Genomic DNA, 6,945 nt, shown 5'->3' with positions numbered 1-6,945 from the left:
CATTTGTCTTCCTAAGACCGCTTGGCCCTCCGACTTCCCGCAGCCCCCCGCACCCGCGCCGGGCGCTCCGGCCCAGGAACCCGCACCGGCGCCCGCCCCGGCGCCGCAGGCGGCCCCGCCCGCGGTCGCTGCCCCCGCGCCCGCTCCGTCGGGCGGCGGCGAGCCCGCGCCCAGGGCGGCACCCGCACCGAGCGGCGGCGACAGCAGTGGCGCCCGCACCGGCGACACGAGGTCGGGGCGCAGCGGTGGCGGCGGCACGGCTGTCGCGCACCTCCCCCTGCGCGTCTACAACAACAGCACGATCTCCGGTCTGGCCACCAAGGCCGCCGAGGACTTCCGCAAGGCGGGATGGCCGATCGACGAGATCGGCAACTACCCCCAGGGCATCATCCCGACCACCACGGTCTACTACCGGCCGGGCACCGAGGAGGAAGCGGCCGCGAAGGCGCTGGCCGAGCAGTTCGGCATGCGGGCCAACCCCCGCTTCGAGGGGATCCAGCAGGCCTCGCCGGGCATCATCGTGATCGTCACGAACGACTACGGCCAGCGCTGACCGCTGGCACTCGGGACACTAGGACAGGCGGCGCTCGGCGTAGGCCCGCAGCTCCGCGAGCTGTAGCGGGTCGAGTGACGGCGGCACCGCGGCCCGGGCCGCCGCGATGTGGGCGGCCGTCACCTCGGTGGCCTCCAGCGACTCCCGCATCGCCGTGAGCGCGGCCTCGCGCAGCACGGCGGCGCAGTCGGCGGCGGAGTAGCCGTCCAGATCGGCGCCGAGCGCCTCGAGGTCGACGTCGGGGGCCAGCGGCGTGTGCCGGCCCGCCGCGCGCAGGATCTCGGCGCGGGCGGCGGCGTCCGGCGGCGGCACGTACACGAGTCGCTCGAGCCGGCCGGGGCGCAGCAGCGCGGGGTCGATCAGCTCGGGCCGGTTGGTGGCGCCCACCACGATCACGTCGCGCCGCGGCTCGGCGCCGTCGAGCTCGGTGAGCAGGGCCGCGACCACGCGGTCGGCCACCCCGGAGTCGGACGACTGCCCGCGTCGCGGCGCCAGCGCGTCCACCTCGTCGAGGAAGACGAGGGCGGGTGCGGCGTCCGCGGCCTTGCGGAAGAGCTCGCGGACCGCACGCTCGGACTCGCCGACGTACTTGTCGAGCAGCTCCGCCCCCTTCACGGCGAACACGTTCAGCTGGCCGGTGCCGGCGAGCGCCCGCAGCAGGAAGGTCTTGCCGCATCCCGGCGGGCCGTAGACGAGCACGCCGCGCGGCGCGGCGACCCCAAGCCGGGCGAACGAGTCGGGGTACTGCAGCGGCCACAGCACCGACTCGGTGAGCGCCTGCTTGACCTCGACCATGTCGCCGACCTGGTCGAGCGTGATGCCCCCGGTCTGCAGGGTGTCCGACGAGGACATCGAGATCGGGCGGACCGAGCCGACGGCGTCGATCAGGTCCTCCTGGCAGATCCGCGGTTCGCCCTCCCCCGTGTGCCGCAGCGCGGCCTGGACCGCCGCCTCCCGGCGCACGGCGACGAGGTCGGCGGCCACGAACCCGGGGGCGCGCTCGGCCACCGCCTTGAGATCCACACCGTCGGCGAGCGGAACGGCGGCCAGCAGGCGGCGCAGCAGCTCGGCGCGGGTGCGCAGGTCCGGAAGTGCCAGCCCGAGCTCGCGGTCGACGAGGTCGGGCGCCCGCAGCCGCGGATCGACCGACTCCGGCGCCGACGTCGTCGCGACGAGCGCGAGCCCCGGGGTGGCCACCGCGGCACGCAGCGCGTCCAGCACCACGGTGGCGAGCGGCGGCGGGGATGTGGCGGGCAGCAGCGCGTCGACGTCGGTGACGACGAGGACGGCGCGGCCGCCCGCGCGGGCCTTGCCGATGGTCTCGTGCACCCGCTGCGACGCCGTGGCCGCTTCGAGCGCCGCCACGCCCGGACCGGAGAGCTCCACGGTGGTGGCCCCGACGGCTGCGGCCGTGCTTCGTGCGACCGTCAGCTTCCCGACGCCCTCCGGCCCGACGAGCAGCACGCCGAGGCGGGCGGCCCCACCGAGGCGGCTGAGCAGCTCGGGGCGGTCGAGCGTGAGCTCGAGCCACTCCACCAGCTTCCGCGCGGCATCGGTGTGGCCGACGAGCTCCTCCACGGGCAGGATGGGTTCGGCAGGAGGGCTCGCCGTGGCCGGGCGGGCCACCGGGCGGGCGTTGCCGGCCGCCGCGGGAACGTCGGCGACGGTCGCGCCGGTGGCCGCGCCGCCCTGCCAGCCCACCACCGTGCTCGGCCGCACCGCGACCGCGCCGGCCGGCTCGACGGATGCCACGGTGAGCAGCTCCGTGGTCCACGCGCTCCCCAGTGCCCCGGCGACCCGCTGCCGGGCGGCGGGGGCGTCGAGCCCGGGGGCGGGCCCGATGTCCTGGGGCAGCAGCGACACCGCGTCGCCGCCGGTGACGACCTTGCCCACCAGCGCCAGCCGGACCGTCTCCGGGGTGAGCGCGGCCCGGGCCAGCCGCGACCCGGTGAGCAGGACCCGCCGCGCCGGCTCCACGTCCGCAGGCGCCACCACGACGGGGGCGCCGTCGGAGAGCCCGGCGTTGGAGAGCGTGACGTCGTCGAGGGTGGCCTGGCCGGCGGGCCCGTCCGCGGGCGCGACGAGCGCGGTGGTCACCCGCGCCCCCGTCAGCGTCACCGCGCCCCAGGAGCGCAGCCCGAGCGCGTCGATGACCTCGGGGTGCAGCCGGACGACGCCCCGCCGCGCGTCCGCCGCCGAGGCGGCGAGGCGGGCGACCAGGGTGATGGAGGGGACCACGCCGCAGACGCTATCGGGGGCCTCGCCCCCGCTCACACACCAACCTCGGTGCTCGCACACCAACTGCAGTTCGGGTGCCGGCACCACAGTTGGTGTGCGACCGCCCGTAGGCCGTCAGCGGCGGCGCGCGCGGCGGAGGCCGAGGCGGAGGCGGTTGCGCGCCGACTGGGCCGCGGGGCCCGGGGCCCGGCCGGTGCCGGGGCGGGCGTGGCGCTGCATGACGCCCGTCGGGTCGTCGCCGAACCGGCGGACGGCGCGCGCGACCGCGCTGGCCCGGCCGGCCACGCGGTGGCGCAGCGGCGACCGGAGCCCGAGCCGCCGCGCGGAGCGCGCCGCCCGCGCGATCGCCCGCCGCTCCCGCACCGGCACGCCCCACGCCTCCGGGTGCTGGGTGAGCCAATGGTGCCGGTGCACGGTGTAGGGGACCGAGCAGAGGTAGACGAGGGCCACGATGCCGAGCCCGAGGAAGGGCACCGTGATGAGCACGGCGGCGGCGATCGCGACGAGCACGAGCAGCGGGGCGATGTAGTTCGGGGACACGCGCACGCTCTTGAACGACAGCGTGGGCAGCCTGCTCACCATGAGCGACGCGACGATCAGCGCCCACGCGGCGACCAGCGGAGGCGCCGACCACCACCCGGGCCCGAAATGCAGCGTGACGTAGAGCGGGATGCCCGCCGACATGGCGGCCGCGGGAGCGGGGACCCCGACGAAGAACTCCCGGGTGAACGGGAACTCGTCGACCTCGTCGAGGAGCGTGTTGAAACGGGCGAGCCGCAGCATCATGCACACGGCGAAGACGAGCGCGACGATCCAGCCGTACCGGCTGCCCTCCAGCGCCCAGATGTAGAGGACGAGTGCTGGCGCGACGCCGAACGAGACGAGGTCGGCGAGCGAGTCGAGCTCGGCCCCGATCCGGGTCGTGGCGTCGAGGAGGCGGGCGAGCCTGCCGTCCAGTGCGTCGCACAGCGCCGCGGCCCCGACGGCGGCGACGCACAGCTCGAAGCGCCCGCCGATCGCGAAGTACACCGCCGAGAGGCCGGAGCACAGCGCGAGGACGGTGACGGCGTTCGGCAGCAGCCGCACTCCGGCGCGGTAGTTGGGGGCGGTCATCAGGTGCTCCTGGGGAGTTCGGCCAGCACCGTCTCGCCGCCGATCGTGCGCTGTCCCGGCGTGACCGCGACCCGGGACCCGGGCGGCAGGTAGACGTCGACGCGCGAGCCGAAGCGGATGAGCCCGAACGTCTCGCCCGCGGCGACCTCGTCGCCGGGTGCGATGTCGCAGACGATGCGGCGCGCCAGCAGCCCGGCGATCTGGACGACGCCGAGCCGCGTGCCGTCGGTCGTCTCGAACAGCACGGCGTTGCGCTCGTTGTCCTCGCTGGCCTTGTCGAGGTCGGCGGACAGGAAGGTGCCCGGCCGGTAGGCGACGTCGAGCACCCGGCCGTCGACCGGAACCCGCTGCACGTGGACGTCCAGCACGGACAGGAACACGCTGACGCGCGGTGCCGGCTCCCGCGGGAGGTCCAGCTCGGCGGGCGGCAGGACGTCCGAGACCGTGGCCACCGTGCCGTCGGCCGCGGCGAGCGCGACACCGGTGAGCGGGGGACGCACCCGGCGCGGGTTGCGGAAGAACAGCGCCGTGGCGGCCGTGGCGAGCGCCCCGGCGACGGCGCCGCGACCGGTGGCGAGCCGGACGGCGGCGGCCCCGGCGGCGACGGCCGCGACGAGCGGGCGGCCTCCGGGGTGCATCGGCGGGACGGTGGCCCGGATCAGCCCCGCGACGTGGGGCAGGGACAGCCCCGAACGAGCGGGTGGCCTCGGGTCGTGCATGGAAGCGGATCGGCTCCTCCGGCGTGGCGACCCGGTCGGGCCGCGGTGGCGGCGGCTACGGTACGCCAGGGGTGACGGCTGCACGCCGATGTGGTCACGTTGCGCCACATCGCGCTGACGCCGGAGGAGATCGGAGAACGCAAAGGGCCGGGGCCGCCATCCCCCGAGACGACGACCCCGGCCGTGGAACCGCTCGTCCGCTCCCCAGCGACGGGCGGTGGGTCCAATGCGCTGTGGGTCGGTTACCCGGCCCACTTCCAAAGTATCCCCGAGTCTCCGTTCGATCGTCCAGGTCACAGGGCGAGGAACCCCACGATGTGCACCGATCGGCCGAACACTCACCAGTAAGACGCTCCGAGATCTCCGTTCGTTGCCTGCTTCGATTGTGATCTCGACCACAATCTACTGGACCCGTCACCCGTCGAGCAACCACGTCTCGACGCGAGTCCCCTCCGGCAGCTCGGTGACGTCCTCCGGCACGACGACGAAGCAGTCGGCCCGAGCGAGCGCGCCGAGCAGGTGCGATGCCGGTCCGCCGAGCTCGCGGACCGTGCCGGAGACCGCGTCGAGGACCCCGCGCCGGAACTGCCGGCGCCCCGGCGGCGAGCTCCAGCGCTCACCGAGCGTGGCGGTGACGGCCGGCCGGTCGGGCTGCGGGTGCCCGAGCGCGGCGCGCAGCGCGGGCCGGACGAAGACCTCGAACGACACGTGCGAGCTCACCGGGTTCCCGGGCAGCGTCACGACGCCGATGCCGCCCAGCTCGGCGACGCGGCCGGCGCCCTGGGGTCCCCCGGGCTGCATCGCGACCTTGACGAACTCGACGCCGCGGCCGGTCAAGGCGTCCTTCACCACCTCGTACGCGCCTGCGCTCACCCCGCCCGAGGTGACCAGGAGGTCAACGGCGCCATCTGCTGTCCGCTCGCGCAGCCGCCCGAGGAACTGCTCGACGTCGTCGGGGACGAAGCGCAGCAGCTCGGCGGTGCCGCCCGCGTCCTCGACGGCGGCAGCGAGCATCGGCCCGTTCGACTCGTAGATCTGGCCCGGGCGAAGTGGGGTTCCGGGGGCGACGAGCTCCGACCCGGTGGAGAGCACGAGCACGTGGGGCCTGCACCGGACGGACAGCGTGGCGCAGCCGACGGCGGAGGCCACGCCGATCTGCGGTGCCCCCAGCACCGCACCCGCGCGGAGCACGACGTCGCCGACCCGCACGTCCTCGCCGGCGCGCCGGACGTGCTCGCCCGGCCCGGCCGCGCCCGAGATCCGCACCCGTTCGGTACCGCCGTCGGTCCGCTCGACGGGCACGACGGCGTCGGCGCCTGCCGGCAGGGCGGCCCCGGTCATGATCCGGTGGGCCGCCCCGGGCCGCAACGCGGGGACGTCCGTACGTCCGGCCGGGATGTCCGCCTCCACCGGCAGCTCCACGGGAGCCCCCGCCACATCGGCGGCGCGCACGGCGTAGCCGTCCATCGCGGAGTTGTCGAACGAGGGGAGCGCGACGGCTGCGACGACGTCGGTCGCCAGGACGCGCCCCCGGGCCTGCGCGACCGGCACCTCCTCGGCCGGCATCGGATCCAGCAGTGCGGCGACGACGGCGCGGTGCTCGTCGACGGTTCTCGGGGAGCTCACCACGCAGGCAATCCTGCCGGACGGCGCCGCTTCGCCCCGGACGAGAGGTCCGATCTGGGGTAGCGTCGGCCACGTCATTCCAGCACGACGCGCAAGCGCAGCACTGCAACATGGAGGTGCCGTGGCCCAGGGCACGGTCAAGTGGTTCAACGCGGAGAAGGGCTTCGGCTTCATCGCCACCGATGGCGGGCCGGACGTCTTCGTCCACTACAGCGCGATCCAGTCCGAGGGTTTCCGCACCCTGGACGAGGGCGACCGCGTCGAGTTCGAGACGACGGCCGGCCGCGACGGCCGTAGCCAGGCCGACGCCGTCCGCCGGATCGGGTAGTAGGGCGAGCTCCAGCTCCCCGGGGGGATCGGCGCGCAGCCGGTCCCCCCGTCCGTTTCCGCTCCCCGGCCCGGCGGCTTGCACTCGTATGCCACGAGTGCTAGAACCGGCATTGGCACTCGGCACGGTAGAGTGCCAATCGTCGGGCGGGTGAGATCGGCGCAGGGTTGTCGGTCGTCCGTCGCGGGCGCCGCGCTCGACACGAGACTTCGGGTCATCCCAATCGGAGGACTACACCCCCATGGCGAAGCAGATCGCGTTCGACGAGGAGGCGCGCCGCGGGCTCGAGCGTGGCATGAACACCCTCGCCGACGCCGTCAAGGTGACGCTCGGCCCGCGCGGCCGCAACGTCGTGCTGGAGAAGAAGT

At 75.1% G+C, this 6,945-nt stretch carries 5 protein-coding genes; 1 reads left to right on the top strand and 4 read right to left on the bottom strand.

The features are described 5' to 3' along the window. Window positions 1–571: 571 nt before the first annotated feature. The 4 genes from ABEA81_RS42120 to moeA form a co-directional block, all read right to left on the bottom strand. Window positions 572–2,791 carry an AAA family ATPase gene (locus ABEA81_RS42120; RefSeq protein ID WP_345613648.1) on the bottom strand — a complete coding sequence of 740 codons (2,220 nt, stop codon included), beginning with the start codon at window positions 2,789–2,791 and terminating at the stop codon, window positions 572–574. Window positions 2,792–2,905: 114 nt separating this feature from the next. Further along, window positions 2,906–3,904 (bottom strand): CDP-alcohol phosphatidyltransferase family protein, encoded by a 999-nt coding sequence (locus tag ABEA81_RS42115; RefSeq protein WP_345613646.1) that lies wholly within the window; start codon window positions 3,902–3,904, stop codon window positions 2,906–2,908. Beyond that, window positions 3,904–4,623 (bottom strand): phosphatidylserine decarboxylase, encoded by a 720-nt coding sequence (locus tag ABEA81_RS42110; protein ID WP_345613644.1) that lies wholly within the window; start codon window positions 4,621–4,623, stop codon window positions 3,904–3,906. Before ABEA81_RS42110 ends, ABEA81_RS42115 begins: the two co-directional genes overlap by 1 nt. A 414-nt stretch (window positions 4,624–5,037) precedes the next feature. Further along, complete coding sequence (moeA, locus tag ABEA81_RS42105; protein ID WP_425570887.1) at window positions 5,038–6,261, bottom strand: molybdopterin molybdotransferase MoeA; 1,224 nt, start codon at window positions 6,259–6,261, stop codon at window positions 5,038–5,040. 109 nt (window positions 6,262–6,370) lie between these two features. On the opposite strand from moeA, the gene ABEA81_RS42100 reads away from it, so the two are divergent. Further along, window positions 6,371–6,577 carry a cold-shock protein gene (locus ABEA81_RS42100; protein ID WP_147257060.1) on the top strand — a complete coding sequence of 69 codons (207 nt, stop codon included), beginning with the start codon at window positions 6,371–6,373 and terminating at the stop codon, window positions 6,575–6,577. Window positions 6,578–6,945 lie beyond the last annotated feature (368 nt).

The sequence above is a fragment of the Pseudonocardia adelaidensis genome, from assembly GCF_039543345.1.
GTDB classification, from domain to species: domain Bacteria; phylum Actinomycetota; class Actinomycetes; order Mycobacteriales; family Pseudonocardiaceae; genus Pseudonocardia; species Pseudonocardia adelaidensis.
The sequence above is the reverse complement of the archived record's forward strand: the minus strand, read 5'-3'. Positions and strand labels throughout refer to the sequence as shown.

Bases quoted from the DNA above. Each gene is read 5' to 3' on its own strand.
- ABEA81_RS42110 (WP_345613644.1), bottom strand. From the start codon at position 4,623: ATGCACGACCCGAGGCCACCCGCTCGTTCGGGGCTGTCCCTGCCCCAC.
- ABEA81_RS42115 (WP_345613646.1), bottom strand. From the start codon at position 3,904: ATGACCGCCCCCAACTACCGCGCCGGAGTGCGGCTGCTGCCGAACGCC.